Annotated in this window: 20 protein-coding genes and 1 pseudogene; 7 read left to right on the top strand and 14 right to left on the bottom strand. The window is 52.2% G+C overall.

Going from position 1 to position 25,970, the window contains the following annotated elements; all coding sequences use genetic code 11:
- Nucleotide 1 precedes the first annotated feature (1 nt).
- Nucleotides 2-1,075 (top strand): DUF5808 domain-containing protein, encoded by a 1,074-nt coding sequence (locus LOS79_RS02885; protein WP_315416134.1) that lies wholly within the window; start codon nucleotides 2-4, stop codon nucleotides 1,073-1,075.
- 29 nt (nucleotides 1,076-1,104) lie between these two features.
- Nucleotides 1,105-3,285 carry a serine hydrolase domain-containing protein gene (locus LOS79_RS02880; RefSeq protein ID WP_315416132.1) on the top strand — a complete coding sequence of 727 codons (2,181 nt, stop codon included), beginning with the start codon at nucleotides 1,105-1,107 and terminating at the stop codon, nucleotides 3,283-3,285.
- A gap of 168 nt (nucleotides 3,286-3,453) precedes the next feature.
- On the opposite strand, the gene LOS79_RS02875 is transcribed toward LOS79_RS02880, so the two are convergent.
- The 3 genes from LOS79_RS02875 to atoD are packed head-to-tail and all read right to left on the bottom strand — an operon-like array spanning nucleotide 3,454 to nucleotide 5,973.
- Nucleotides 3,454-4,644 (bottom strand): acetyl-CoA C-acetyltransferase, encoded by a 1,191-nt coding sequence (locus tag LOS79_RS02875; protein ID WP_315416130.1) that lies wholly within the window; start codon nucleotides 4,642-4,644, stop codon nucleotides 3,454-3,456.
- Nucleotides 4,641-5,312, bottom strand: a complete 672-nt coding sequence (locus LOS79_RS02870; protein WP_315416129.1) for a 3-oxoacid CoA-transferase subunit B — start codon at nucleotides 5,310-5,312, stop codon at nucleotides 4,641-4,643. Before LOS79_RS02870 ends, LOS79_RS02875 begins: the two co-directional genes overlap by 4 nt.
- 1 nt (nucleotide 5,313) lies before the next feature.
- Nucleotides 5,314-5,973: an acetate CoA-transferase subunit alpha gene (gene atoD, locus LOS79_RS02865; protein ID WP_315416127.1), complete on the bottom strand. Its 660-nt coding sequence runs from the start codon at nucleotides 5,971-5,973 to the stop codon at nucleotides 5,314-5,316.
- Nucleotides 5,974-6,124: 151 nt separating this feature from the next.
- Between atoD and LOS79_RS02860 the strand changes: the two genes are divergently transcribed.
- Nucleotides 6,125-7,012, top strand: a complete 888-nt coding sequence (locus LOS79_RS02860) for a LysR family transcriptional regulator (RefSeq protein ID WP_315416126.1) — start codon at nucleotides 6,125-6,127, stop codon at nucleotides 7,010-7,012.
- Between the two features lie 16 nt (nucleotides 7,013-7,028).
- On the opposite strand, the gene gtfA is transcribed toward LOS79_RS02860, so the two are convergent.
- From gtfA to LOS79_RS02840, 4 genes and pseudogenes are all read right to left on the bottom strand, one after another.
- A complete protein-coding gene (gtfA, locus tag LOS79_RS02855; RefSeq protein WP_315416125.1) occupies nucleotides 7,029-8,498 on the bottom strand; it encodes a sucrose phosphorylase in 1,470 nt (489 codons plus the stop codon).
- Between the two features lie 12 nt (nucleotides 8,499-8,510).
- Entirely contained in the window at nucleotides 8,511-9,467 is a 957-nt protein-coding gene (locus LOS79_RS02850; RefSeq protein ID WP_315416124.1) for a carbohydrate kinase family protein, read from the bottom strand.
- A gap of 125 nt (nucleotides 9,468-9,592) precedes the next feature.
- A complete protein-coding gene (locus tag LOS79_RS02845) occupies nucleotides 9,593-10,567 on the bottom strand; it encodes a LacI family DNA-binding transcriptional regulator (RefSeq protein WP_315416123.1) in 975 nt (324 codons plus the stop codon).
- A gap of 75 nt (nucleotides 10,568-10,642) precedes the next feature.
- Nucleotides 10,643-10,852 (bottom strand): annotated as a pseudogene (locus LOS79_RS02840) (glycoside hydrolase family 38 C-terminal domain-containing protein); the annotation flags it as partial.
- A 413-nt stretch (nucleotides 10,853-11,265) separates the two neighbouring features.
- Between LOS79_RS02840 and LOS79_RS02835 the strand changes: the two are divergent.
- A complete protein-coding gene (locus LOS79_RS02835) occupies nucleotides 11,266-11,901 on the top strand; it encodes a TetR/AcrR family transcriptional regulator (protein ID WP_315416122.1) in 636 nt (211 codons plus the stop codon).
- Between the two features lie 11 nt (nucleotides 11,902-11,912).
- Entirely contained in the window at nucleotides 11,913-13,187 is a 1,275-nt protein-coding gene (locus tag LOS79_RS02830; protein WP_315416121.1) for an MFS transporter, read from the top strand.
- A gap of 118 nt (nucleotides 13,188-13,305) precedes the next feature.
- Here the strand turns inward: LOS79_RS02830 and LOS79_RS02825 are convergent, their stop codons facing one another.
- The 7 genes from LOS79_RS02825 to LOS79_RS02795 form a co-directional block, all read right to left on the bottom strand.
- Complete coding sequence (locus tag LOS79_RS02825) at nucleotides 13,306-13,821, bottom strand: stalk domain-containing protein (protein ID WP_315416120.1); 516 nt, start codon at nucleotides 13,819-13,821, stop codon at nucleotides 13,306-13,308.
- Nucleotides 13,822-14,192: 371 nt separating this feature from the next.
- On the bottom strand, nucleotides 14,193-16,610 hold the full coding sequence (locus LOS79_RS02820) for a glycoside hydrolase family 31 protein (RefSeq protein ID WP_315416118.1): 2,418 nt from the start codon (nucleotides 16,608-16,610) through the stop codon (nucleotides 14,193-14,195).
- A gap of 40 nt (nucleotides 16,611-16,650) precedes the next feature.
- The gene (locus LOS79_RS02815; protein WP_315416116.1) at nucleotides 16,651-17,574 is read right to left on the bottom strand and encodes a carbohydrate ABC transporter permease; all 924 of its coding nucleotides are present in this window, start codon (nucleotides 17,572-17,574) and stop codon (nucleotides 16,651-16,653) included.
- Between the two features lie 16 nt (nucleotides 17,575-17,590).
- The gene (locus LOS79_RS02810; protein ID WP_315416115.1) at nucleotides 17,591-18,514 is read right to left on the bottom strand and encodes an ABC transporter permease; all 924 of its coding nucleotides are present in this window, start codon (nucleotides 18,512-18,514) and stop codon (nucleotides 17,591-17,593) included.
- A gap of 124 nt (nucleotides 18,515-18,638) precedes the next feature.
- Nucleotides 18,639-19,922, bottom strand: a complete 1,284-nt coding sequence (locus tag LOS79_RS02805) for an alpha-amylase family glycosyl hydrolase (RefSeq protein WP_315416114.1) — start codon at nucleotides 19,920-19,922, stop codon at nucleotides 18,639-18,641.
- Nucleotides 19,915-20,532, bottom strand: a complete 618-nt coding sequence (locus tag LOS79_RS02800) for a LacI family DNA-binding transcriptional regulator (protein WP_315416112.1) — start codon at nucleotides 20,530-20,532, stop codon at nucleotides 19,915-19,917. Before LOS79_RS02800 ends, LOS79_RS02805 begins: the two co-directional genes overlap by 8 nt.
- Before the next feature lie 54 nt (nucleotides 20,533-20,586).
- Complete coding sequence (locus LOS79_RS02795; RefSeq protein ID WP_315416110.1) at nucleotides 20,587-22,194, bottom strand: extracellular solute-binding protein; 1,608 nt, start codon at nucleotides 22,192-22,194, stop codon at nucleotides 20,587-20,589.
- A gap of 320 nt (nucleotides 22,195-22,514) precedes the next feature.
- On the opposite strand from LOS79_RS02795, the gene LOS79_RS02790 reads away from it, so the two are divergent.
- Nucleotides 22,515-24,254 carry a cache domain-containing sensor histidine kinase gene (locus LOS79_RS02790; protein WP_315416109.1) on the top strand — a complete coding sequence of 580 codons (1,740 nt, stop codon included), beginning with the start codon at nucleotides 22,515-22,517 and terminating at the stop codon, nucleotides 24,252-24,254.
- Entirely contained in the window at nucleotides 24,251-25,861 is a 1,611-nt protein-coding gene (locus LOS79_RS02785; protein WP_315416108.1) for a response regulator, read from the top strand. The genes LOS79_RS02790 and LOS79_RS02785 overlap by 4 nt, the downstream gene beginning before the upstream one ends.
- Nucleotides 25,862-25,970 lie beyond the last annotated feature (109 nt).

Raw genomic sequence — 25,970 nt, 5'->3', positions numbered from 1 at the left:
GTTGGTAGAAGAACCGGCAATTATTATATTTAGCAGTTATTTGATCCTTGCCCTGATGCTTAGCTTGCGGGTCTATCTCGGATTGCGTACAGTCCTGTTCGGCATCGTGCTGCCGGAGGATGCTTTGAAGGACCCGTCTGTCCGTGCCATCCGCCGGAATTACGCTTTGCTTACCGCCGGATTGGCGGCAGTCATCGGAGGCGCTTGCTTGTCTTGGCTGCGCCATCAGCCGGCGCGGGCTCTCCTGATTTGGACGGCATCCCTCTTGCTTATAATAGCTGCATCATTTTTCACTGTATGGCTCAGCCGAAGATCCGTGCAACGCCTGAAGACAGCCAGAGGCTGGCAGGTTGTCCGGCAGACGAAGCGCGCAGCCAGCCTCGCAGCCGGCCGGAATCATAGGCCGGGGCTGAGCTTTTGGTGGTATTCAGCAAATGCCGGTGTTATGGCAATATGCACCTTCTGCGCAATTATGCGGTGGGATCAGATTCCGCATGTCCTGCATCTCGGTATGATTACCTTTTACAAAACCTGGTGGACCGTGTTCATGCTGAACATTACGCAAGCGCTGAATATCACTGTGTTCGTCTGCTATCATCTGCTGATCAGCCGGGCTAGAACATCACTCGACCCTCATGACCGGAAAGGCTCGCTGCAAAAACAGCTGCAGCATAAGAAGATCCATTCGCTTCTGGCTTGGGGCACCTCATTCCTGATGGTTGTATTCTATGGGGTCGCACAAGCCAGCGCATTGTACCGCTGGAAAGGGAATCTGCTCTTCCTCTCCGGGATGTCGCTCTGCATAGCCCTCCTAGTCGCCCTAACCGGTGTTATCCTTTACATGCGAATCAAAGGTATTGATCAGCTAAGGGATATACCTTCACTGGAGGAGAGGCACTGGAAGTGGCTTGGCAGTATCTACGTGAATCCTGAAGATCCGGCACTCATCGTCCCGAACAATCGCGGTTTCGGCTGGACAGTCAATTTGGCCAACCCGCGCAGTAAAATTATAGCCGCCGCGATCATAACTGTTCCGGTACTCGATACTATTCTTGCTTTTCCATTATTGAGATAAATAAAGAATTACAGTGAAGGGGAGTTCAAATGATCAGAATCCGCTGGAAAATCGTAATTACGCTGTCTTTATGTCTGCTGCTGCTGTTAACCGCCTGCGACGACAATGTACCTGTGGTTCAGATGCAGAACATAGCAGACGCTCCTAATACTGCTGAGGTAACCGAGTCAAATGCAGTTCCGGCAACCGTGTCAACGGCGGAAGCAGACTCATCTTCTACCAAGACTGTGATCACCTATGACGTAACCACGAAAGCTGCACAGCAGAAAGCAGATACACTCCTCACGAAACCTTACGGTACGAACAGCGTGCAATACGCCCTTATCGATCACGGCAACATCACTATATCCGGCGAAGCCGGCAAGAATGATGAGCATGGAGTGAAACCGCTCACGAAAGACACGATGTATGGGATCGGCTCTATTAGTAAAATGTTCACCACAGTTGCCGTTATGCAGCTGGTCGAGCAAGGGAAAATCAATCTCGATACACCCATCGTCCAGTATATTACGGAGTTTACGATGAAGGATGAACGTTTCAGGCAGATTACGCCGCGCATGCTGCTGAATCATTCCTCCGGGCTGAACGGCTCCTCGTTAATGAACGCCAAATTATTCAAAGACAACGATACATACGCCCACGACACACTGCTGAAACAGCTGGCTGGTCAGACCCTGAAGGCGGATCCGGGAGCTTATTCTGTGTATTGCAATGACGGATTTACGCTGGCCGAGATTCTGGTCGAGCAGGTCAGCGGTATGGACTTCACCTCTTATATCCACCGTTATATTACAGAACCTCTGGGTATGAACGGTACGAAAACACCTCTCGATTCTCCGGACACAGTGAAGATGGCGGGGCTCTATTATCCTACCTATACAGGACAACTTCCAACCGAGGCAGTGAACGTTATCGGAACGGGAGGCATTTATTCCACCGCGGAAGATTTGGCCAGGTTCTCGCAAATTTTCACGGGAGAAGCGGAAGAGGTCTTATCCGGCAAATCGGCTGAGGCCATGGCGCAAGCTGAGTACAAAACGCCGCTCTGGCCAGACGATGCAGACAATTCAATCGATTTCGGTCTCGGCTGGGACGGCGTTAATCTGTATCCCTTCAGCGAATACGGGATGAAGGCGCTGACCAAAGGCGGAGATACGCCTCTCTATCACGCGTCGCTCGTTGTGCTTCCCGAACAGGAGATGGCGGCAGCTGTTATCTCTTCCGGCGGGGCCAGCACATACGATCAGCTTCTGGCGACCGAAATCTTACTTCAGGCGCTGAAGGAGAAAGGAGTCATTGCTGAATTCAAGCCTGAAAAGTCATACGGCGCACCGGTTAAGGCTGATATGCCGGAGTCCCTGCTGCAGTATTCGGGTATCTATGGTGCAACCGGTACAACGATGAACATCGATATTGCCGAAGATGGGGGCATGTCCATCACTCCTGAGCACTCCTCCGAAAATCCAGTCCAGTTCTACCAATATTCAGCGGACGGTATGTTTCATAGTCCAGATGGAAATACGCTGATCAGCTTCGTGACGGAGGATAATGGCCGCACCTACGAATGGATTCGTCAATACGCAGTAGCACCAGGTCTTGGTCAGCTGGCAGTATCTATGTACAACGCCGAGAAGCTCCAGCCCCAGAATCTCCCGGCGCAGACCATGGAAGCATGGATGCAGCGTGACGGCAAGAAGTATTATCCAGTAAATGAGAAATTCACTTCACTCATTTATTTATTGTTGCCTCCCACCCAATTGAATCTGTCGGAACAATTGCCGGGGTATGTGCTCGACAAACGGATAACCGGCCCGGATTCAGCCGTCTCCGAATTGCAAATCCCGGGAAATAGCGGCCGGGATCTCGCCAGTCTTACATTCTTTACACAAGACGGCGTTGAATATCTGAAAACGGGCGGTTTCACCTTAGTGAACGAGGACGCCATGAAGCCTATACACATCGCTAAGAAGTCTACCGTTACGATTCAGCAGGACGGCTATGCCAGGTGGTATACGATAAGCGACAAAGACTGGGGCAAGACCATTAAGGTAAGCATGTCCCCGAACGCCTCCTTCGCAATTTATAATTTAGAGGGAACCTGCATCTACTTCAGTGTCATCGGAGACAAGGATCAGGTTAAGCTGCCTGCCGGAGGATCGATTGTATTCGCCGGGGATACCGGAACGAAGTTTGAGATTTCTGTGCAATAACGCAATTATCAGCTGTATCAAACTCCAAACAAAAAAGCAAAAAAAGAGCAAAGCCCTATTACAGGAGCTTTGCTCACCTAAACTTTGTTCTGATTTTCACAAATACTATGATTATGTTGCCAATAATGCCGGTGCACGGATGCCTGCAGCCTATCTTCATTCACTATTCTAGATCACTTCAATTATCGTCGTTACCCCATGGCCGCCGCCGATGCACAGCGTAGCCAGTCCGGTCCGGGCACCCTGCTGTTTCAATGCATGAATCAGTGTTACGAGAATTCTTGCCCCGCTGGCACCGATCGGATGACCCAGGGCGATGGCTCCGCCGTTCACGTTGACCTTCTCTTCCGGGAAGTCCAGTGCCTGGCCGACAGCCAGCATCTGCGCGGCGAATGCTTCATTCGCCTCAATCAGATCAATGTCACCGATCGTCAGTCCGCTGCGCTGCAGCGCTTTCCTGGTCGCCGGAACCGGCCCCATGCCCATGATTGAAGGATCCACGCCACCTGACGCGTAAGACAGAATTCGGGCCAGGGGTTTCAAACCAAGCTCCTCCGCTTTCTCTGCCGTCATAATGACCATGGCTGCAGCCCCGTCATTAATCCCGGAGGCATTCCCGGCAGTTACACTTCCGTCCTTCTTAAAGGCCGGACGCAGGCCTGCCAGCTTATCGGCCGTTGTACCTTTACGCGGAAACTCGTCAGTATCGAAGATGATAGGATCGCCTTTACGCTGCGGTATCACTACAGGCACAATTTCTTCCTTGAAGCTGCCAGATTCAATAGCGCGTACGGCCTTCTCCTGGCTGGACGCTGCCAGCGCATCCTGCATCTCCCGGCTAATGCCGAATTGCTCGGAGATGTTCTCGGCGGTAATGCCCATGTGGTAGTTACCCAATGCGCAAGTCAAACCGTCACTTACCATCGTATCAATCAGCGTACCGTTGCCCATCCGGTAGCCGTAGCGGGCCTGATCCAGCACATAAGGCGCCTTCGACATATTCTCCATTCCGCCGGCTACGATAATTTCGCTGTCCCCAGCTATTATACTTTGCGCCGCCAGATGAACTGCCTTCATGCCCGAACCGCATACCTTGTTAATTGTCAGGCTGGAGGCTTCAACTGGAATGCCTGCTTTCAGCGCCGCCTGACGCGCCGGGTTCTGGCCCAGACCTGCCTGCAGTACGTTCCCCATAATTACTTCGTCTACCTGTGCCGGAGTAACACCCGCCCGCTGCAGTGCTTCCTTAATAACCAGTGCCCCCAGCTCAACTGCTGGAATGCCTGCCAGACTTCCGCCAAAAGAACCCAGTGCCGTCCGTACTGCACTGACAATGACAATCTCTTGGGCTCTGCTCATGATAACACCTCATCTGCAGGAATATTTTTCATTGCCGACAAGTGCTCCGAAACTGTAAACGCTGCGCCCGTCTTGTCTGTAACCGTTTGCAAATCTGTACCTGGTGCTAACTCTTCCAGCACTAATCCCTGCGGGGTGAAGCGGAATACAGCCAGTTCCGTAATGATCATCGCTACAGCACCGCGTGCTGTAAGCGGAAGGGTACAGTCGCTTACGATTTTGGGAGCGCCGTTTTTGGAAGTATGCTCCATCGCGACAATCACTTTCTTGGCACCTGTAACCAGGTCCATCGCGCCGCCCATACCGGGCACCATTTTACCTGGGACCATCCAGTTAGCCAGATTGCCGTGTTCATCCACCTCGAGCCCGCCAAGAATGGTCACATCCACATGCCCGCCGCGGATCAGCGCAAACGAAGTCGCACTGTCGAAGAATGAGCCGCCAGGCAATATATGGGCCGGCTTGCCGCCTGCGTTGACCAGATCAGGGAGGATAGTGTCTCCCACCGGACCGAGTCCGATATAGCCGTTCTCTGACTGCAAAATAATGTTGACGCCTGCAGGCAGATAATTCGGAATCAGTGTCGGCAGCCCGATGCCCAGATTGACTACGTCCCCGTCATGCAGCTCTGCCGCTGCCCGGCGTGCGATCAGCTCTTTCGTATCCATGTTATTCGCCCTCCACGTAGCAGATAATTTTATCGACCAGAACACCCGGTGTGACGACAATATTAGGGTCTAGCTCCCCGGTTTCCACAATTTCATCAACTTGCACTATAACCAGATCGGCGGCCAGCGCCATCAGCGGATTGAAATTGCGTGCCGAATTGCGGTAGACCAGATTGCCGGACTTATCCGCTTTATGCGCCTTCAGCAGTGCAACATCGGCACGCAGCGGCAGTTCCACCAGATATTCTCTGCCCTCAATGGTTAAGGTCTGCTTGTTCTCAGCTACCATTGTGCCTGTTCCTGTTGGTGTCAGAATGCCGCCCAGCCCCGCACCGCCTGCACGTACCCGCTCTGCCAGCGTCCCCTGCGGGACCAGCTCCACCGCCAGCTCTCCGGCAAGCATCTGTCTGCCCGTCTCCGGATTGGTTCCGATGTGTGAAGCGATAACCTTCTTCAGCCGCCGGCTGAGGACCAGCGGTCCCACTCCCGTATCCATCAGAGCCGTGTCGCTGGAGATCAGCGTAATGTCTTTGATATCCCGGTCCATCAGGATGCGGACCAAGCCTTCGGGTGCTCCGGTTCCCATGAAACCGCCTACCATAATGGTCATTCCGTCATGAAATAAATCGCCTATTTCAGCATGCGTCGTTACTTTGTCCATACCAAAACCCCTCCTGTTTTTTCTGCAGCCCATTGACAAAAGTGATGCTGATGACTTTATGTATATAGTGTACAACGCGCTTTTTAGGGGGTAAAATTCAGACATCGCATGCGAACCATGCAAATATATCATAGATTGGAGGCGCTTTCTTTTGGATGTACGGAATCTTAGATATGTGCTGGAAGTGGCCAATTTGCATAATATTACGAAGGCGGCGGAGAAGCTCCACCTGACCCAGCCGACGCTAAGCAAGATGGTCAAGAGCCTGGAGGATGAGCTGGGGGTTATGCTGTTTGACCGTTCGGGCAAATATGTCCGGCTGACCGATGCCGGTATGGCGGCAATGGAGCAGATTAAGCTGATTATTAACGCGGTGGACAATTTGCATATGACGCTCGATGATATCAGCAATCTCAAGGCAGGCACCATCAAGATCGGGCTGCCTCCGGTGATCAGCTCCGTATTTGTTCCTAAGATCGTAACGCCGTTCCAAAAAAAATATCCCAACATCTCCTTCGAGCTGAATGAACAGGGCTCGAAGAATGTTGAGAATATGGTGCTGGAGGGCAGTATTGATCTGGGTGCCGTTCTGCTTCCCGTCCGTGAAGGCAGCTTCGGCATCAAGCCCTTTGTCCGTGAGAATCTGGCAATTGTTGTCCATAAGTCACATCCGCTGGCCTCCAGCAGTGAAGCCGCCCTGACCGATCTCCGGGAAGAGCCGCTGATCCTGTTCGCCAAAGGCTTCGCCATGCGGCAGCATATTATTGATGCCTGCATCAGCGCCGGGTTCGAGGCCAACATTGCTTATGAAAGCGCTCAATGGGACCTGCTTGTAGAGCTGGTATCCGCTAACTTAGGCATTGCCTTCCTGCCGGAGCCGCTATGCGAGAAGGTATCCAACCAGAATGTGCGCATTCTGCCGCTGCGCAATCCGTCCATTCCGTGGAACGTCGTTCTGATCTGGAATAAGGAGCGCTACATCAGCAAATGCATGCGGGAATTCATCCGTTTTCTAGGAGAGCATTCCCTGGTTGTATAGCAAAATATGTCCGTTGCTACACAACATATTCAGCCATAGCACCATTATCATCTAAATAGCTTATAACCGGCCGCATAGTCCCCAGATCAATAAAGAGCTCACAATACTTCCCTTCCTTCTCCCAGCGCAAGCGGATTTCATTGTCAGCAGATGCCTGAACAACAAATGCCCCATTGAACGCTTCATAGTCATTCCGGAAACGGATCAGTTTCATCAGGCGCTGCACGGGTTCCTTGTGCAATGCCTGCCCGATTTCATCCAGAGTATAATTGTGGCGGTTAATTTCACGGCCTTCGCCTGTAAGCTTAACTTGCTCAGCATCGTTCTCTCCGGCCAGCAGGCCGACATAATATACCTGCGGAATGCCCGGAGCAAAGAACTGAACCGCTCTTGCCGCCAGATAGGCATTATCATCACAGTCCAGTACGGAGTAGTACGTACACCGGATTTGATGAACATCAAAGCCATCCTCATCTTTATGCTCATCCGATAAAATCAGGCTTAGATTGGAGCCCCGGTCCAGGCAGGTATCTACGAGTTTACGGGCAGCAGCTGTATCAATCAGGCCATCCAGATCCGGCTTTACAGGAATGCCGTCGTGACAGTCAAGCATCGTAAACTGTCTGGCCGGACGGGTCCGCAGATAATCCAGCAACTCTGCACTTGAGCGGTTCACTAAAGTATCCAGAATACGGTAAGGCAGGATGAAGTCATAAATCCAGCAGCCGTGCTCAGCAAGCTTGTATTGAATGGAATAATGGGAATGAACCTCCGGCAGCAGCTCAAGATCAAGCGAATTCGCCATATCCATGACCCAGTCTATGAATTCATAGATTTCCGGCTCCACAAAGAAACAGCTGGTGCCCAGCTTTTTAATCACATAACCTACAGCGTCCAGCCGCACAATTTTCACATTATTCTGTTTGAAATTAAGAAAGAATTCCGCCATTAATTGTTTGAACTTTGTGGAGTTGATGTCCAGGTCGATCTGCTCTGAAGGCTCTGTTTTGCCAAAAGTTGTCCAGACCCTCTCTTCTGCTCCGGTTTGCCCGATCTGAAATCTGGAATACGGATACTGCCGGCGTAAGAACATCTTATCGATATCCGCCTGCACAGGCTCCCCGTCCGGCCAAAGCTTATCCAGGGTAAGAAACAGGTCCGCATATGCAGATTCCCTGCCCTTAGCCAGGAAATCCTGAAAAAATTCTGATTTCTGTGAAATATGATTCACCATTAAATCCACTAGTACATCGAAGTTCTTCCCGATTTCCTTCATATCATTCCAGTCGCCAAAGGCCGGGTCAATCTCCAGATACGTTAATGGCGCAAAGCCCCGGTCACCGGAAGAGGGAAACGGCGGAAGAATATGTACACCGCCCTTAAAGAGGCCAGCCAGCTGATGCGATAAAACTTCATTCAGAGCCTTCAGGTTTCCGCCTAAGGAATCCGGATATGTGATGAGCTGTACTTGATTTTTTAATGACAATGAAATACCCTCCTAGAGTTCATATGCTTGGCAAATCGACTCCGCATCCGGCAAATCGACTACAGCCCCGATATATTTAAGCTTGTAAGCACTGGTAGCCAGCCCGACCTGTACCGCTTTGCGCAGCGTGTAACCTTTTACCATGCCTGTATATAACCCGGACCAGAACGCATCGCCCGCCCCGGTAGTATCCGCAATCTCCTTCGCCATTGTCGGGAAGTGCTCGGTTTGTCTCCCATTTGAGACTATCGCACCGTCCTTGCCCAAAGTCAGGATCACCAGCTTAGCGCCCAGCTTCAGAAAGTTCTCTACATGCGTCTCCGGCGATTGCTTCCCGAACAGTCTCTCGGCGTCATCCTCGGAAGGCTTTATGATATCCGCCTGACTGATAAGCCCCTGTATGTAACGGATTCCGTCGCCGCCTTCATCCCATACCATAGGGTGGTAGTTCGGATCGAAGCATACCAGCAGCCCCGTCTCTTTCGCTTGAGCAATGGCTTGTTCGATGGTCCCGCGTGAATGCAGTCTGGAGACCGGCCAGCTGGAGAAATGTAAAATTTTCGAATTCATAAGTGCATGCTTGAGTTGCCGCGTATACGTCAGCTGATAGTCTGCTCCCCGGTAAAAAATCGGAACCGGAGTAGATTTACTTTTCGTAAGCACCACCATGCTTGTTGCCTGACTCACCTGCTGGATGCAATCCGTGCTAATTCCCGCGTGCTGCAGATGCCTGATCAGATAATTGCCCAGGCCGTCATTGCCCACTGCTGAAGCTACAACGGAGCGGATACCCAGTTTTTTCACATTCATCGCTATATTGGAGGGTGAGCCTCCGAAAAACCTCTGATAGGTTCCGCTTTGAACCTCTTCGTCAAACTCTGCCGAGATCATATCGATCAGGAGTTCGCCTGCTGTCAGCAGGTCAATATCAGCTTCTCTTAATTCAACACTCTCATCCAGTTCAAACATGGTTTCCCTCCAAGGCTCTATCGGCATCTTGTAATATGAAGAAATTATATATGTCAAACGCTTTACATGTCAATCCTTTGACATATTATGAAATATGTAAAGTGAACCCGTTATTGGTGTTCACTTTACGTTGTCTCTCTTATAATTAGCTCAACCGGGAAAATGTTCGCCTGCTCAATTGTCTCCCCGTTGATCTGCTTATGGATTAATTCTACAGCCCTTTTGCCCATAGCGGGCAGCGGCTGCTTGATGGTGGTGATTCCCGGACTGATCCAGGCGGCCGCTGCAACATCATCATAACCGACAATCCTGACGTCCTCAGGAATTCTTCTCCCCGATCCCGTACAATGCTTAATTACATACGAAGCCATAATGTCACTTGTTGTAAAGACTCCGTCTACATCCGGATACTCAGTGAACAGGTCAGAGACAATGCGCCTGTACTCATCCTGATTGAATACATCCATATTTGTTTCTAAGATGATAGATTCCATGCCCGCCAGACCAATTTCTTCTTTGAAGCCTGTTGTCCGGAGATTGGCTAACATATCCAAGGAGCGGTTACCGCAAATATGGGCTATTCTGCGGCAGCCTTTGCCGATCAGCATCTGCGCCGCCAGCCTCCCTCCCTGGAGGTTATCCGAGGCAACATAAGGAAACTGATGAATCCGGCGGTCGACTGTAACGATAGGATAATTAAGCTCCCGGTATTCATCCACTTCGAGTGTATGGCTGCCCATAATAATGCCGTCCACCCGGTGTCTTTTCATCATGCCTATATATTCCCGCTCTTTATTGGGATCCAGCTGGGAGTGACATAGCAGAAGCTTGTAACCATATTCATAAGCATAATGCTCAACAACATCAGTGAACTCGCCAAAAAAAGGATGTGAGACGTTCGGTACAATTAAGCCGATTAAGTTGGACTGCTTCCGGAGCAGGGAGCGTGCAATCTCATTGGGCTGATAGTGCAATTCCTCCATGGTCTCGTAGACCTTACGCCGCGTCTTCTCACTGATATATCCCCGGTTATTCAATACTCTTGACACAGTGGTAACGGATACGCCTGCCTTCTCCGCTACATCATTAATGGTAGCCATCGACTTCTCTTCTCCACCTCAGATTGTACTCATTCATCCATATTACCATATCATGTTTGTTTTGATATAACGACTGTCAGCCAGCGGATCCTGGTGAACGGCCGATTTGATCAGCGAGAGCCTCATTGTGTGATGTTTGATATCATAGCCTTACTTACAGTGGTTCAGCAAGCTGACCCCATATCCCCGTTCCGACAAGTCGGTCCACTGGTGGCCGATACTCTCGAACCGGGCATAATCCCGGCTCGTATTCCAGTGGGTCGGACGCTTCACATTGCCGAGCCGGTCGCTAACTGCATTTCATACAGCTATAATCACCTTCCAACGCATAATAAGCAAAATAACTGCACTCCATACAATTAAAATGCTCTCAATTGCTCATAAACAGAGCTTTGGCTGTTTTTAGTTGTACAGAATACATTTACTTGAGTCAAACCAGCTTCCGGCTGTTTTTTAACTGCACGAAATACAGCTATCTACTAGCTGCGTTCCCAATATTAGTGTGTTTAACCCCTGCTGCGTTCTGTAGATAACAATTAGTGTATAGCAAACAATGCGACAGGGGCAACAGCGAGCAACCGATGTATAATCCAGGAAAAATACTCTATTTCCATTAACACATAACACTTGATAAATGACACATGTGTCATTATAATATAAATGACGATCGTGTCATTTTATTGGAGGAGGAGAGATTAGTGTCACCCAAAATATCAGAGCAGCAAAAAGAAGAGCGGCGCAAAAAGATTCTGGATGCCGCCAAGCTTGTATTCGCCGCCAAAGGCTATGAGGCCGCCACTTTTAAGGATATCCTGGACGAAACCGGTATGAGCCGCGGCTGGATCTATTTGTATTTCCAGACCAAAGAGGAAATTTTCGAGGCGCTGCTGGATCAGCAGGATCATGAATATGAAGATCACTTGGCTGCCCTGGTATCAGGACATCCGCTGATCTGGGATGTGATCCGGCGGCTGACCGAAGACCAGCAGGCAGACCTTCTGCGGGGGCCGGATGGAATCTTCCTGTCGGCCTTCTATGAGTACTTCCAGGGAGGCGCCCGGAATGAGCGGCGGCGGCGCCTGCTGCTGGACCGTTACGAGCGCGGAATCACGCGTTATGCAGCACTGCTGCAGACAGGTGTAGAGCGTGGGGAATTCCGTCCGCTTCTGCCGCTGGCGCAGCTCGCAAGGATTGCCGCTTCTTATTCCGAGGGTATTATGACCCATTCATTGGCCGTTGGGCCAGAGCTCGCTCAGACAGAGTTTCAGATGCAAGCCCTGCTGGAATATCTGGAGCACCTGCTGAAGCCTGAAGCCAGCCCGGCTTCAGAATAGGAGGATACAAGATGTCAGCACTTTTCCGCAATCCCGTCTTCACCAGGCTGTTCCTGGCCGCCTTCACCTCACAGCTTGGAACCGTCGTCGGGAATATGGCTTTTGCCTATTACCTGGTAGACCATTTCAGCACGCGTCCGGCACTGGCCGCGGCGGCTGAGCTGATGTATTCCTTACCTACGCTGGCCGTATTCTGGCTCGTCGGTGTCATTGCCGATTTGCTCGACCGCAAAAAGATCGCCGCCTACAGCGACTGGATCCGGGCGGGATTAACACTGCTGCTGCTGGTCTGTCTGCATTATGAAATGCTGACCTTATGCTTTCTGCTGCTCTTCCTGCGCAGCGCAGTGGCGAAGTTCTTTGGTCCCGCCGAGATGGGTCTGCTGCAGGGCAGCATAGGGCAGGAGCAGTATATTCATGCCTCCGGCTTAAATCAGATGATTATGGGGCTGTTCATGCTGTTTGGCATGAGCCTGGGGGCAACGGCCTACCGCTTTCTCGGGATCGAAGGAGCCATACTGATCGACGGGCTGAGCTTCCTCGTTTCCGGACTCCTGATCCTGAGCTGCAGGTTCAGCGCGGATGCACGGATGCCTTCCGGACATCATTCCTTGCGGGATATCCGCTTCCCGCTGCTGTTTAGGGAATTCAGTGAAGGCATCCGTTATCTCCTGCAGCACAGGCTGCTCCTTACGCTCATAGGCGGCTTCCTGTTCTTCGGTATCGTTAACGGCGTATTCGCCGTGCTGCCGATTTTTGCCATGAAATACAAGCTGAGTCCGGATAATTATATGCTGCATGCCTCCCTGATTACTATTTTCCTTGGCATCGGATTTCTGATCGGCAGCCTGGCCGCTTCTCCGCTAATCCGCCGGTTCTCGCGCACCCGGGTGCTAATCTTTGGACTGTTTGGGTCCAGCATGCTGATTGTTACATTAGGCTCTGCAGATTCAATCTATATCTATCTGCCGCTCGTTTTGATCGAAGGCATCTGTATAGCACCGGTGAATATCGCGCTTGGCAGCTGGATGCCGGAGCTGGTCATTCCGCAGAACATGGGCCGGGTTAATGCGCTGATTGAGCCCATTATGATGCTCGGCCACTCCCTTGCACTCGGCTTCGTCGCCCTTGCCTTTCCTGCGCTGGTGTCCATCACCTGGCTGCACTATCTGCTGGGTTTCTGTACACTGCTGGTCAGCGCTTTTTACGGATTCGCCCTGCCTCCGCTCGTCCGCAAGCTGGCCGGACACGCCGGAAATACCGCAGCAGCAGATAGTAGCGGCTAAGATCTGAGCATCCCCGGGATATATGCCCAGCAGCAAAAAGGATGTCCCGCAGCCAAAACCATCCTCGGTCACGGCAGATGAGACATCCTTTTTTTCAAACTTCTTAAGCAATTTCCGCTTACTTCTGCAGCTCTGCATCCTTCTGCTTCAGCAGATCGGCATATTCAGCCTTGTACTGGTTCAGCTTAAGCTTCAGTTCGGCATTATCCGGGTTCGCCTTCAGCTGGCTGCTGGCGGTCAGGATTCTATCCACGGCATCATCTATCTTGCTGTCTATCACTTCAATTCTGCTCTTGGTTATGCTTACAGCGGGATCAGGAGTAACCACCGGTACAGGTCCAACTGCCGGACTCCTGTCGCTTGACGCGAAAGAGGCGCTTTCCGTTTTTTCGTCCAGACTGATTGTTTTGCCGTCCACGGAAACCTTGAACCCTGCGATCTCACCGATTGCACGAACCGGCGCATAGCTTTTACCGTCAATCACAATCGCCGGATCGGCTAATTTCTTGCCATATACATTCACGGTAAACTCCGCTTGAATTGCCTTTCCTACCAGCGACGAAGATGCGCCAAGCACCTGTGTACCTGCCAACAGCAATGCCCCGGCCACCAGCCCGGCAGCAATCTTTTTCATCAGCTTATCACTCCCCGTAGAAGACTATGACTTCTATTCTATCATTTTATCGCCGCCGGTGCCGAGACTGGAAAAGATTCATAACAAAAAAGGTCCGAGAAATCCCCTAAGCTTACTGCGTTTCCCCTGTTCCAATCCTTACGGACCGTACAGCGCTTATTTCGGATATTAAGCCTAATTTCAAGACCTTAACGGATACCAGCGCGCTTATTACCTCTCCATCCGGCGGATTCCCGGTTAATTTCAGCACGCCTTATCCACATAAAAAGCCTCCTACAAACCGCCCGGCAATGCAATCGGCTGTTTGTAGGGGGCATACAAGAGACTTGCTATATCCCGGATCATATATCGCTATTCATTTGCCCTTAGCCTTACAGCCGCGCGCTGAGAATCTCACACAGCGCTCCATACAGCGGCGCTTCCAGCTTCAGTGAAGCCAGGGCAGCAAGTACCGCCGCAGGGCTCAGGTTGCCCCTCACCAGCCGGTAGATCTGCTCCTTCAGCTCAAAGCGGATCTGCGCACGGTTCAGCAGCGCGAAGACCTCATCTACGATCCGGTTCACCGCAACCTGAGCCGCGGCCAAGGTAATCTCCAGCGCTTCTGTAACCTGACACTCCGGCACGGTAACAGTCAGCATACCCGACGCTGCATCATACGAAGTATCTGCAGCAATCTGTACACCACCGGCTGTCACTGAAACGTCTGTCTCCATGATGCCTGTGAAGACCAGCTTCCAGCTTCGCCGCTCCGGAATCACCGGAGTATTGCCCTCTGCCGGATGAACCGTAAAGACCGCCTGCTCTCCCCACGCGAGCGTCATCCCGGTAACGCACCAATGCTCATCCCGGTCTTCTGCAGTGTCCCCTGCATCCTCCCACAGCTGGAACCGGCCGACCGCTCCGGCAAATACCCGGACCTCAAGCTGCTGCGGGTTGTCCACCGATGACGTATACTCCGTCAGATCGGTCATCGGGACAATCGCCCCCGCCTTCGCCAGCACCGGAATCTGCTGCAGGTTCCGGTAAAGCGCCAGCCTTCGTCCGCCGTCATACACCCGGCCGCTGAAGAAGTCGATCCACAGCCCTTCCGGCAGCCAGGCTTTGAACTCCGCTGCTCCTGTATGGGAATGGGCGGGCTGCGTAATCGGGCAGGCGATCAGCTCTGTGCCGAAGTAATACTGATTCGGCACCTCATACGCCTCGCGCTGCTCCGCATGCCGATAATACATCGGCTGCACCAGCGGAAGCCCGTCCCGGCTGGCATAGCGGTTCATCGTGTAGAGATAAGGCAGCAGGCGGTGACGCAGCCGCAAAGCCTCCTTCATCGCAGCTTCAGCGACGGGGTTAAACCGCCACGGCTCTTTGCTGTTGAACGCGCTGGCCGAGCTGTGCAGGCGCAGGAGCGGAGAGAATACGCCGAACTGCACCCAGCGCAGCGTCAGCTCGTCGTCGAGATACCCGCCCATATGGCCGCCGATATCATGGCTCCACCAGCCATACCCGGCATTTGACGCATTCGCCGTGAAATAAGGCTGGAAGGCAAGCGACTCCCAGGTAATAATAGTGTCGCCGGAGAAGCCGACCGGATAACGGTGGCTCCCAAGGCCAGCGTACCGGGAGAAGGTAAGCGGCCGTCTTCCCCGCCGGCCGCTGTCGAGGTAATGATAATGGTTCAGCATCCACAGCGGATCGAGTCCAGGAATCTTGGTGATTCCGCCCTGCTGCCAGTCGATCCACCAGAAATCGACGCCTTCCTCTTCCAGCGGATGATGCAGGAACTTGAAGTAGGCCTGCAGGAACCGGGAATCGGTAATGTCGAACTCGACCGCATCCCCGCGCTCAGGGTCCATGCCAAGGTCAGCGGCAATTGCCAGATACGGCTCTTCGAAGGCCCGCACGCCGTCTGCCGGGTGGACATTCAGCGTGACGCGCAGGCCCCGGTCATGCAGCCAGCCCAGGAAACGCTGCGGGTCCGGGAATAGCTCACGGTTCCAGGAGTACCCGGTCCACCCGCTGCCGTACTGCGGATCAACATCAACGAGATGCCAGTCCATATCCATAACCGCTACGGAGAACGGAATCTGTTCCTGTCCGAAACGTTCAATTAGCCCCATATATTCTTCCTCAGAATACGGGTAATACCGGCTCCACCAGTTGCCGAGCGCGTAACGGGGCAGCAGCGGTGTCCTGCCGCACAGCTGGTAGAAATCCTTCAGGCATTCCAGATAGTCATGCCCGTAACCGAACAAATACAGGTCGGTTCCTTCCTGTCCGCGCGGCTGCACTGTGCCGCCCTGCTCCAGGAGCAGAGAGCGGCTGTCATCGACCACCGTGTACCCGGACAGCGACAGCAGACCCTGCTCCAGCGGAATGGCTCCGTCGGCATTATCCAGTGTGCGTGCCGTACCGCCGAGATTCTGCCCCTCATCACCGTAATGCCACACGCTCATCAAATGTCCGGAGCCGTTCCTCACCTTCACGCTAAGCCCATGCCGTGAGAACGGCTCTTTGTCATAGGTAAGCTGCAGCCGGGCTGTAATGATCTCCAGCTTATTGCCGAGATCATTTACCCTGAATTCAGGAACCTCAAAGCTGCGGTTCACCACTATCTGGGTGGCCCGGTCCTCGAAGCTGCCAAGCGGGCTGTATTCCATGCGGATCAGCGCAGATGTGAGTACTGTGAACCGGTAGCCGTCTCCTTGAACCACTGCCCCGGGATTTGCAGCCGGTTCAGAAGTGAAGCGCCAGTGCTGCGGCAGCGGTTGCAGTTCTTGAGATGTAGTTGTCATCAGTAAGGTAACCTCGTTTCCTAGTATATAAGCAATCTGTCTATTCCTTCACAGCGCCGATCATGACCCCTTGATTGAAATACTTCTGCACGAACGGATACACACACATAATCGGCACAGTCGCAATGATGATGACAGAGTAGCGCATCATACTGGCTAACCGCAGGGCAATCTGCGCGGCTTCGCCGCTGCCCATGCTGGACTGCATCTGGTTGGTGATCAGAATATTGCGCAGAATCAGCTGGAGCGGGTACATGTCCGGGTTCTTCAGATAGATCAGGGCGTTGAAGTACGAATTCCAGTATCCAACGGCAATCCATAACCCCAGCACGGCAATAATGGCTTTGGAGAGCGGCAGCACGACCTGCAGGAAATAACGCAGATTCCCGCAGCCGTCTATCTGGGCCGCTTCCCACAGATCTCCGGGTATACTGGTCTGGAAGAAGGTCCGGGCCACAATGATGTTGTACACTCCGACCGAGAACGGCAGTACCATTACAAGGAAGGTATCATACATGTGGAAATCACGGATCGTCAGGAAGGTCGGAATCAGCCCGCCGTTGAAGAACATGGTGAAGATGAAGAAGAGGGACAGGAACTTGCGTCCCGCCAGATCTTTTCTGGACAGGGCGTACGCTGCCGAGATATTCACAACGAGACCGATTGCCGTCCCCACCACAGTGTAGAGGATGGTATTCCGGTAACCGATCCAGATATTGCTGTGCTTCAGCAGCTCCTTATAACCGTCGAAGGTGAACCCCTTGGGGAACAGCCAGACCTGGCCGCCCGCCACAGCCGAAGGATCACTGAAAGAAGCGATAACGATGAAATACAGCGGATAGATCAGGATGATCAGGAACAGGACCGCAATTACATACATGACCATTTCCATTACTGAATCTGAGGACCGGTTATTTTTAATTTTCCGGGCATTCTCTTTAACCACTGGCTCTAGTACTCCCATTTTGCTGCTCCTCCTTCTACCACAGGCTGTTTTCACTTAGTTTTTTGGAAATCTGGTTTACCATAATCAGCAGAATGAAGTTGATGATGGTATTGAACAGGTTGATTGCTGAAGAAAAGCTGTATTGGCTGCTGAGCAGACCGATTTTGTAGACATAGGTCGACAGAATTTCACTGGAGGTGATATTCAGATCATTCTGCATCAGATAGACCTTCTCAAATCCTACGCCGAGCAGACCGCCCACCCGCAGAATCAGCAGCGTAATGGCTGTCGGCATCAGCATCGGGATATCGATATAACGGACCTTATGCCAGCGGCTGGCCCCGTCAACCGTAGCTGCTTCATACAGGCTGGGATCGACTGCAGAGAGCGCGGCAATGAAGATAATGCTGTCCCAGCCGACATGCTGCCACACATCCGACCAGACATATACACTGCTGAACAGTGACGAGGAGCCCATCAGATCTGGAGCCTCCGCGCCGAACAGACTATACAGATTGCCGACGATACCGGTGCTTGGCGAGAGCAGGATCATCATCAGGCCTACCATTACAACAGTAGAAATGAAATGCGGCATATACGATACCGTCTGGAAGAATCTTCTGAACCGGTTCGGCCGCATCTGATTGACCATTAACGCAAGGATAATCGGAATCGGGAAAGTAATCAGGCTGTATACGCTGATGATCATCGTGTTCTTAATGGTATTGGTGAATTGATAGGAATTGAAGAATTTCTCGAAATACTTGAAGCCCGCCCACGGGCTGCCGCCGATCCCCAGCGCCGGACTATAATCCTTAAAGGCGATAAGCACCCCGTACATTGGCTTGTATGCAAACAATAATGTAAGCACTACTGCGGGAAGCAGCAATAAATACAGCCCCCAGTTTCGTTTGATCTGTCCGAAGGCTGCTGCCGGACTGGACTGACCGGATTTCATGGTGACCCCTCCTCAAAAGTTTTAGCTTACAAAAAAATTTTCAGCATCAAAAATACCGCCTCGCGGACAGACTTCGGCGCGGGGCGGCATTTTCTCAGGAACGCAGTTCACTTTGCGCAATCGCTTAAGCTTCAACTATGACCGGCTTGCCGCTGCAGTGTAATTTCCCGCCGGCCACGCTAACCGGACTGCCGTCAATCAGGTTGACATAGTCTCCGTCCGGCAGCTCCAGCTCCGCTTCCGCCGGCTTCCCCCGCAGACTGAACACCCCGGCCAGCTTTTGCCCGCCCCAAGAATGAATACCGGTAACTATTCCGTCTTCGTCATGTGCAGTCAGCCTGCAGATGCCATGGGTCATAACTGGACTTTTCTTGATCGGATAAAGTGCCTGGAACAGCCAGGAGAGATCCTTGCCTGTATGCCAATTAACGGGATTCTTATCGAACAAGTCCGGGCAAATCTCATTCTCCGTCTCCTGCCCGCCGTAGATCAGCGGCATCCCCTTCTGGAAGTACATGAATGCTGTCCAGTTGATCAGCTCATTCTCATCCGGGAACAGCGCCTTGGCCCGGGGCCGGTCATGGTTCTCCAGAAACCGCAGCTTCACATAATTAGCGGGATAGATATACTCCTGCGCATTAATCTTCTCCACATAGCTGCTCAGCGGAATGCTGCCGTTCAGTACACCTGTGAAATACGGGTAAGTATCATAGTCATAGCAGGCATCAAAGGCTTGAAGAATCTCGCTGTCGGACAGGCTGACCATCCCCCGCTGCCGCAGATGCAGCGTGAATTCAGGTTCAATTGATTCGGCAAGCCAGAGGCAGCCGGGGTTAACCGCTGCGACCGCTTCCCTGGCCCGCAGCCAGAATTCAAGCGGCAGCAGCGGGGCAACGTCACAGCGGAAGCCGTCCACCAGCTCAGCCCACATAACCAGCGATTTCAGCTGGTATGCCCACAGCTCTTGATTGCCGTAGTCCAGATCTACAATGTCCCCCCAGTCGCCGACACGGTTACCGAGCTTGCCTTCCGGAGTTCTGTAGAAGAATTCCGGATGATGGCGGACCAGCCAGGAATCGGGAGAGGTGTGATTATAGACCACATCGATCATGCATTTCATTCCGTGCCTGTGAATCGCCCCGGTCAGCGCGCGGAACTCCTCCAGACTGCCCAGCTCCGGATTAATTTCCCGGTAATCCTGATTGGCATAGGGACTGCCGAGCCCGCCCTTGCGCGCTTCCCGGCCGACCGGATGCACCGGCAGCAGCCAGATAATATCCACACCCAGCCCTTTGATCCGCTCCAGATCCTTCTCTACCGCCCGGAAGGTTCCTTCCTCGCTGTGATTCCTTACGTAGATGGAATAGACCACCTGATTCCGCAGGGTAATATCCGTTTGTTTAGCCATACTTACACTCCCAATGGTCAGATCTGATCTTCCCTGTCAATGCCCGGACGGCCAGAGTGCCCGACTGGCAGCCTCCCGCAATCAGCTGGTTCACAGCTTCATACGTGCCCGGATGTAGCATGGCATCACCCTGCTGAACAGCTTCGGCGCCCGGGCATTCTGCAACAACAAAAGGATAACCGCTGCCCTTCAGATAGCTGATTAACGGCTTTTCCCCGCCTGAGTGCAGCAGAATCACTCCGTCAACACGGCGGCCCTTCAGAAGGCCGGAGACGGCCTCAAGCTCCTCCTGCTCATTCATACCTGAGCTGATTTGTATGTCGTATCCCAGACAGGCCGCCTCAGCTATGATTCCGCGGGCCATCTCCATATACAGCAGTTTGGCAAATACCGGCTGCTCCGCCAAGGGCAGCAGAAGACAAAGACAGTTCGCTGACCTTGATACCAGGCTTTGGGCAATCCTGTTCGGCGTATACCCGAGCTCTTCCATGACCTGCTTCACCTTGCGGACACTCTCTTCCTTGACCATCGGCCGGCCTGAACATACCCGGGAGACCGTAGAGATGGAGACCCCTGCTCTACGGGCTACTTTTTTCATGGTAACCGTCACTCTGGAAGTCTCCCCTCTTATTATGGATTGAGCTTACCGGACCTGAGGTCCGTCTTATTCCACGCTGTTGTAGCGGCTGTATGCATCCGTACGGATTTTAACGAGCTTATCAAGCCCCATATCGTTCAGCTTCTTCACATAAGCATCCCAGCTGCCGTCAATGTCGCCTTTGCTGATGAATTGGGCGCGCATCGTGTTCACATAAGTATCAATATCCGTCGTCAGGGTCGGGAGCTCCTCGAACTCTTCGGAAGTGTACATTACGTTAGGGAACGGTGTGGATACATATTCACTGCCCAGCTTGTCGAGCTGCAGCTTGAGTCCGTCACCCGCCTCAGGATTCAATACAATTTTCGATTCAAAGGACGGGCTTACATATTTCGGCCCGAAATCCCGCAGTGACTGATCCCAGTACCAGGCATCTGCACTGGTTCCGGCCGGAGGGTCCATCAGGGTATAAGTGTCGTCCGCATTCTTCTGGATAACGGTTCCGATAGCTCCCCAGAAGTTCTGGATGCTCGCTTCATTCGTATAGAACTCATCCGCCCAGCGTGCGGCAATTTCCGGTGTTTTGCAGGAACTCGTAATCAGCAGCTCATTGCGGCCCAGGCTCATCCCGATCGGATTACCAATCGTGTAGCGGTTGCCGTCCGGTCCGGCAATCGGCGGAATGGTCACATACTGGTCACTCCATTTGCCGAACACGGCATCCGGGGTCCACTGGTAAGTGAAGCCGACGATCGGCGCATCCGGATTCTGGAATTTGGCGGAGATCATCGTAGCATCCTGGGTGAACAGCTCCTTGTCGAGCAGACCTTCGGAGTAGAGCTTGTTCTCCCATTTCATGCCTTCCTTATATTCTTCCGATATCGGATAATAGACAGCCTTGCCGTCCTTAACCAGCATGTTGTTATTATTCAGGTCAGCAATGCCGAAAGGACTGATAATATCATTGCTTACTTCAATGTAAGGAATTTCATCGGCCTTGCCGTTTCCGTTCGGATCCTGCTCCTTGAATGCTTTGAGCACAGTATAGAGCTCGTCAACGGTACCCGGAACCTCAAGGCCCAGCTTGTCGAGCCAGGTTTTGTTGATAACCGGCTGGCGGGAGCTCTTTGGACGCGAAGGAAGTCTGGTCGGCAGTGAATAAATTTTACCGTCCGGGAAGGTGCTGATCTTCTTCATATCCGGTGTCTCTTCCATCGCAGCCTTCAGATTAGGCATGTACTGGTCAATATAATCATCCAGCGGACGGAAATAGCTGAGGTTGTTCACAATATCAGAGTCGGAGAAGGTCTGATTGCCCAGGACAACATCGGGCAGCGTGCCGCTGGCCAGGAGGATGGATTTCTGCTCTGCCCAGTCATTGGAGGACATAACCTGCCAGTCGATTTTGACATTGGAATTCTTCTCCAGGTCCTTAAGCCACTGGTTCTGGGTGAAGGTGTCACCCATGCTGCCCCAGCGGACAGTCAGTACTTTGAGCGTTACCGGCTCATTCACAATCGGCAGGCCTTCCTTGTTGAAGCTGCCCGTGTCTGTAGCTGCTGCATTATTCTCTTTATTGTCCCCGCCGCAGCCGGCCAGTCCTACAAGCATTACTGCTGCCAGTGCCGATACAGCCCATTTCTTGGCTGCCGGCTTCCTGTTCTGTTTAACCATTGATAATCCCCCGTTTCGGTATATTTAATCCTTTTGACATCCCTAATGATACTTGCCTGCCTCTGACTTTTCCGGACCATTAGGGGCTGTTATTCGGACCTCTGCATCCGCTTACAATATTTAGGGGGGCCAGCAGCCTGATCTTAGCCGGTTTCATAACGCTATTCAGACTTTTCCATGCTGTATCCGGACTTGTAGGCGTCAAGCCGGGAATTCCCCATGTAATTTCAGGCTTAAGGTTTTATAATTACAGAGTCACTAATTTACCCGCAGATGTTCGTCCGGCACGGACATGCAGGAAAGGATAACGCCTGACTACCATGATTAAAAACACAGCGGGGCATAAGCCCTACCCGATCCGCCATTATGTTAAACTCACGATACTGATTTCCTTTACCGTGCTTATTCTCGATCTTGTCATCAGTGTTACTTCTGTTTCCATCGTCAAGCAGCAGTCCACCCGGTATTTGCAGGACACCGCCGATCTGTATATTAACCGGATTAATCATGATTTCGCTTACATTAACCATTATATGGGCTGGACACTGGCGAACGATGACAGCCTTAATATGATGAATGCCCACGAGCTCAGCAGCAAGGAATTTCTGAACTCCAACGAAGATCTGTTCAAGCGTTTCTCGGAGCTGCAGCGGAATTACGGGCAGGAGTTCAACTTCTTTTTTTATCTGAGGAACCAGTCCTTCTTCCTGAATTGCGCGCCGATCAGCATCGACTATTCAGACTACCGCGAGCTGAGGGAGCAGATTATCTCCTTTATTGATGATAAAAAGGTGTACGAGAAGTTCTACTCCCGCTGGACACCGGTTCTCGTGAACGGCAAATATTATATCATTAATATTGTTCCCTACTACAACCGTTACCTGATCGGAATGATCTCTGCCGACAATCTGATCACTCCGCTCCGCCAGATCAACCTGGGTGCGAACGGCTATGCCTCACTGATCGACGAGACAGGAAAGGACATCTCTACTCTGGTCTCCAACAGCGGCAAACCGCTGCAGAAGGAATCAGGGCTGCAGAAGCTCTTCCAGTCACGCACAACCATTACTAATGAGTTCTCGGATACAGGCTTAAGCGCCAAGATGGTCATCAAGTTCGGTGCCTTTGAGAAAATTATGATCGCCCAGCTGCTCATCATGCTGCTCTTCTTCATCGTAACCTCTACGCTCTGCGCAGTGATGCTGTTCTTCAACCGCAGGATACTGGGACCGATTCAGAGCTTCTCGGAGAATCTGGCCCATCTCAGTGAGGACGGCCAGCCGGCCGATTTCAAGAGCAGCAAGATCATCGAGCTGGAGCAGGCTAATGCACAGTTCAAGGATCTGGTCGACCAGATCCGCAATATCAAAATCGCCATGTACGAGCAGGAGCTGGAGAAGCAGAGTATTCAGCTGGATTTCATGAAGCAGCAGATCAAGCCGCATTTCTTCCTGAACTGCCTGACCAGCATATATAGTATGGCACAGATTCAAATGTACGAGGAGATTGAGCAGATGGCCATGTCCACCTCGAAGTATTTCCGGTATATTTTCCAGGGCAGTGAGGACTTTGTGCTGCTTGCCGGTGAAATCGAGCATGTACGGATCTATCTCGATATTCAGAAGAGCCGGTACCGTGATGCATTTGTCTATGAGATTGAGCAGGATGCGCTGACCCGGGACATGATGATTCCGCCGCTGGTGCTGCAGACCTTCATCGAGAATTCCGTCAAATATGCCGTTTCCAGAACAGATGAGATCCGGATCAGGCTTACCGTGAACCGCCGTATTATGGAAGGTGAAGTGATGAACGTCATTGAGATTTCCGACACCGGTCCCGGTTTCCCTTACGAAGTGCTGGATAAGCTGAATCAGGGCGAGCCGCTTGATCAGTCCAAGGGTACACATATCGGTATTATGAACACGCTGAAAAGGCTGGAATATCTCTACCTGCGGCGGGCTGCCGTCAGCTTCTCCAACGCTGCAGAGGGCGGCGCCTGCATCACCCTGTGTCTCCCGGAATTCCCCGTACCCTTAACAGAAAGTGGGCAGATGCGATGAATATTTTGCTGGTTGATGATGACTACTATGTAATTGCTGCGCTGCAGAAGCGGATTGACTGGACGGCGCTCGGGATCGGACATGTCTTCACCGCGAACAGTATCTCCCAGGCCAAAGACATTCTGGAGCAGCATTCTGTGCAGATTCTGATCTCCGATATCGAGATGCCGCAGGGCAGCGGGCTGGAACTTCTGGCATGGATCAGAGAGCGGAATTACCCGGTTCAGACGATTCTGCTCACCAACTATGCCGATTTCAACTATGCGCAGAAGGCGATTGAGCTGCAGAGCTTCGAGTATTTCCTCAAGCCGATCGAATTCGACAAGCTGATGCTCATTATCCAGAAAGCGATTACACGGTCGAAGGAGCAGCAGCACAACGAGAAAGCGATCCAGGAGGGCCAATTCTGGCAGAAAAATCAGGCCAAAATCCAGGAGCATTTCTGGCGCAAGCTGGTGAATGACAGCACAGCCTTCCAGATCCGGCCCGCCGCGATACATCTGGCAATGGAGGAACAGAATCTCTCCTATCAGATGGATGATCTGATCCAGCCGGTGCTCTTCAACCTGTTCCCGCAGGGCGGCAGCATGGGCAAGGAGGAGAAATATCTGTTTGATTTCGCCCTGCTGAATGTGCTGTATGAGCTGTTCAAGAGCCCGTGCTTCTCGATTGAGAGTATTCTGGAGTATAAGGAATCGTACTGGATCGCCGTTCTGAAATGGAACCGGACCCCCGAGCTTCCCCTGCTGGAGGAGCTATGCAATTCGTTTATTCAAAAGGCCAATCCGTATCTCAAATGTGACGCCTGCTGCACCATCGGCTTATCCGGTGCACTCAGCGATGTCGGCCGGATATTCAAGTCCTCGCTTCTGATGATTGAGGAGATTACGCGCAGCAGAAACCACACTTTCCTGGTGGAGACGCATCTGCAGCACAACAAAGCAGCGTATCTTCCGCCGGATCTGGCCCACCTGGAGGAGCTGCTGAGCCAGAATAATCTGACCGCCTTTCTTGACGCGGTGACCGCTTATCTGCGCGGGATGCTGAGGGGCCGGGCGCTTGATACCTCAGTGCTCAGCCTGTTCCGGCTTGATATTGTGCAGCTTGTTTACTCTTTCCTTAAGATGAAAGGGATTCAGGTGCACAAGCTGTATTCCGGCACAACCCATGATCAGCTGCTGCTCCATTCCCTGGCTTCGATCGAGGACATGGAGGAATACCTGAACTATCTGGTCAGTACAGCGATGAAATACCGGGATTTCACCGCCCAGCCTACATCAGTTGCCGAGGAGATTAAGCAGTATATCCACAGCCATTACGGTGATGATCTGACCCGGAACGACCTGGCGGAGATTGTCTATCTGAACCCGGATTATCTTGCCCGGCTGTTCAAGAAGGAGACCGGCATCTCTCTGGGCAGCTATATCATTAAGGTGCGGATTGCCGCCGCGAAGCATCTGCTCGAGACGACCCAGCACTCCGTCTATACTATTGCCGATAAAGTCGGCTACACCAACTACTCTTATTTCTCCAAGCTGTTCAAGCAGGAGGTCGGCCTTCCGCCGAATGAATACAAGAAGGATCAGCAATCCCATTCCGTGCTGTAGCTGCTCTGCTGGCAAGAAGTCTGCACCTTCCCATTGGTGCGGGCTTCTTTTGCGTTGCTGCTGATAGTTTGCCTTTGCTCGGGGGAGTTTAGCTTGAAAGAGTATATCT

This window comes from Paenibacillus sp. MMS20-IR301 (assembly GCF_032302195.1).
Taxonomy (GTDB): Bacteria; Bacillota; Bacilli; order Paenibacillales; family Paenibacillaceae; genus Paenibacillus_AQ.
The sequence above is the reverse complement of the archived record's forward strand: the minus strand, read 5'-3'. Positions and strand labels throughout refer to the sequence as shown.

Coding starts and splice junctions, on each gene's coding strand:
- LOS79_RS02880 (WP_315416132.1), top strand. CDS start 1,105: ATGATCAGAATCCGCTGGAAAATCGTAATTACGCTGTCTTTATGTCTG.
- LOS79_RS02875 (WP_315416130.1), bottom strand. CDS start 4,644: ATGAGCAGAGCCCAAGAGATTGTCATTGTCAGTGCAGTACGGACGGCA.
- LOS79_RS02870 (WP_315416129.1), bottom strand. CDS start 5,312: ATGGATACGAAAGAGCTGATCGCACGCCGGGCAGCGGCAGAGCTGCAT.
- atoD (WP_315416127.1), bottom strand. CDS start 5,973: ATGGACAAAGTAACGACGCATGCTGAAATAGGCGATTTATTTCATGAC.
- LOS79_RS02850 (WP_315416124.1), bottom strand. CDS start 9,467: ATGTTTGAACTGGATGAGAGTGTTGAATTAAGAGAAGCTGATATTGAC.
- LOS79_RS02845 (WP_315416123.1), bottom strand. CDS start 10,567: ATGGCTACCATTAATGATGTAGCGGAGAAGGCAGGCGTATCCGTTACC.
- LOS79_RS02830 (WP_315416121.1), top strand. CDS start 11,913: ATGTCAGCACTTTTCCGCAATCCCGTCTTCACCAGGCTGTTCCTGGCC.
- LOS79_RS02825 (WP_315416120.1), bottom strand. CDS start 13,821: ATGAAAAAGATTGCTGCCGGGCTGGTGGCCGGGGCATTGCTGTTGGCA.
- LOS79_RS02820 (WP_315416118.1), bottom strand. CDS start 16,610: ATGACAACTACATCTCAAGAACTGCAACCGCTGCCGCAGCACTGGCGC.
- LOS79_RS02815 (WP_315416116.1), bottom strand. CDS start 17,574: ATGGGAGTACTAGAGCCAGTGGTTAAAGAGAATGCCCGGAAAATTAAA.
- LOS79_RS02810 (WP_315416115.1), bottom strand. CDS start 18,514: ATGAAATCCGGTCAGTCCAGTCCGGCAGCAGCCTTCGGACAGATCAAA.
- LOS79_RS02805 (WP_315416114.1), bottom strand. CDS start 19,922: ATGGCTAAACAAACGGATATTACCCTGCGGAATCAGGTGGTCTATTCC.
- LOS79_RS02795 (WP_315416110.1), bottom strand. CDS start 22,194: ATGGTTAAACAGAACAGGAAGCCGGCAGCCAAGAAATGGGCTGTATCG.
- LOS79_RS02790 (WP_315416109.1), top strand. CDS start 22,515: ATGATTAAAAACACAGCGGGGCATAAGCCCTACCCGATCCGCCATTAT.
- LOS79_RS02785 (WP_315416108.1), top strand. CDS start 24,251: ATGAATATTTTGCTGGTTGATGATGACTACTATGTAATTGCTGCGCTG.